We start from the raw sequence: 2452 nt of genomic DNA on the forward strand, positions 1-2452 counted from the left end.
CAACAAGCGTCCGCTGAAATCGCTGTCCGACATGCTGAAAGGCAAACAGGGCCGGTTCCGTCAGAACCTTTTGGGTAAACGCGTCGACTTCTCGGGTCGTTCGGTCATCGTGACCGGCCCCGAGTTGAAACTGCATCAGTGCGGCCTGCCCAAGAAAATGGCGCTGGAGCTGTTCAAGCCGTTTATCTATTCGCGGCTTGAGGCCAAAGGTCTGTCCTCGACCGTGAAACAGGCGAAAAAGCTGGTCGAAAAAGAACGTCCCGAGGTTTGGGATATTCTGGACGAGGTGATCCGCGAACATCCGGTCATGCTGAACCGGGCGCCGACTCTGCACCGTCTGGGCATTCAGGCCTTCGAACCGATCCTGATCGAAGGCAAGGCTATTCAGCTGCACCCGCTGGTCTGTTCGGCGTTCAACGCTGACTTTGACGGCGACCAGATGGCCGTTCACGTGCCGCTGTCGCTTGAGGCTCAGCTGGAAGCCCGCGTTCTGATGATGTCCACGAACAACGTGCTGTCGCCCGCCAACGGCGCGCCAATCATCGTGCCGTCGCAGGATATGATCCTTGGCCTCTATTACATCACGATGGAGCGCAAAGGCATGAAGGGCGAAGGCATGATCTTCAGCTCGGTCGAAGAGATCGAGCACGCCCTGAACGCTGGCGAAGTGCATCTGCACGCCAAGGTTCAAGCCCGCGTCAAACAGATCGACGACGAAGGTAACGAAGTCTTCAAACGCTTTGAAACCACGCCGGGCCGGGTCCGTCTGGGCGCGCTGCTGCCGCAGAACGCCAAGGCGCCGTTCAGTCTGGTCAACCGTCTGCTGCGCAAGAAAGAAGTGCAGCAGGTCATCGATACCGTTTACCGGTATTGCGGCCAGAAAGAGAGCGTCATCTTCTGTGACCAGATCATGACCCTGGGCTTCCGCGAAGCCTTCAAGGCCGGTATTTCGTTCGGTAAGGACGACATGCTGATCCCGGACAGCAAGTGGGACATCGTCAATGGCGTCCGCGATCAGGTCAAAGAATTCGAACAACAGTATATGGACGGCCTGATCACTCAGGGCGAAAAATACAACAAAGTTGTCGATGCCTGGTCGAAATGCTCGGACGAAGTTGCAGCCGCTATGATGGCCGAAATTTCGGCGGTTCGTGTCGATGACATGGGTGCCGAGAAAGAGCCGAACAGCGTCTACATGATGTCGCACTCTGGTGCGCGGGGTTCGCCGGCCCAGATGAAACAGCTGGGCGGGATGCGTGGTCTGATGGCCAAGCCGTCGGGTGAGATCATCGAAACGCCGATCATCTCGAACTTTAAAGAAGGCCTGACCGTGCTCGAGTATTTCAACTCGACCCACGGTGCCCGTAAGGGTCTGGCCGATACCGCGCTGAAGACCGCGAACTCGGGTTACCTGACCCGTCGTCTGGTCGACGTGGCGCAGGACTGCATCGTTCGTCAGAACGACTGCGGCACTGACAACGCCATCACCGCCGAAGCCGCGATCAACGACGGCGAAGTGGTGTCGTCGCTGGCCGAGCGCCTGCTGGGCCGCGTTGCTGCCGAGGACGTTCTGCGCCCCGGCACCGACGAGGTTCTGGTCAGCCGCAACGAACTGATCGACGAACGCAAGGCGGACGCGATCGAAAAGGCCGGTCTGGCCAACGTTCGCATCCGCTCGCCTCTGACTTGTGAGGCCGAAGAAGGCGTTTGCGCCATGTGCTATGGTCGTGACCTTGCGCGCGGCACCATGGTGAACGTCGGCGAGGCCGTCGGCATCATCGCGGCGCAGTCGATCGGTGAACCGGGCACCCAGCTGACGATGCGGACCTTCCACATCGGCGGTATTGCTCAGGGTGGTCAGCAGTCGTTCCAGGAAGCCAGCCAGGAAGGTCGCATCGAATTCCGCAATGCGAACCTGCTGGAAAACGCCGGTGGCGAACAGATCGTCATGGGCCGGAACATGTCGCTGGCGATCATCGACGACAACGGTGTCGAACGCGCCAGCCACAAGCTGGGCTATGGCACCAAGGTTCACGTGGTCGATGGGGCTCAGATCAAACGCGGCGACAAGCTGTTCGAATGGGATCCCTACACCCTGCCGATCATCGCCGAGAAAGCCGGTATGGCGAAATTCGTCGATCTGGTCTCGGGCATCTCGGTCCGTGACGAAACCGATGACGCGACCGGCATGACCCAGAAGATCGTGACCGACTGGCGCGCTGCTCCGCGCGGCAATGACCTCAAGCCTGAGATCATCATTGTCGGCGAAGACGGCGAACCGGTGCGTAACGATGCCGGCAACCCTGTGACCTATCCGATGTCGGTCGACGCCTTTCTGTCGATCGAAGAAGGTCAGGACATCAAGGCCGGTGACGTGGTTGCGCGTATTCCGCGTGAAGGCGCCAAGACCAAGGACATCACCGGTGGTCTGCCGCGCGTGGCCGAACTGTTC

General features: G+C 59.5%; 1 pseudogene. It reads left to right on the plus strand.

What is annotated here, in order from left to right:
- Window positions 1-2452, plus strand: a pseudogene (locus tag ABYW26_RS13355) (DNA-directed RNA polymerase subunit beta'); the annotation flags it as partial.

The sequence above is a fragment of the Actibacterium sp. genome, from assembly GCF_041584535.1.
Lineage (GTDB): Bacteria > Pseudomonadota > Alphaproteobacteria > Rhodobacterales > Rhodobacteraceae > Actibacterium_D.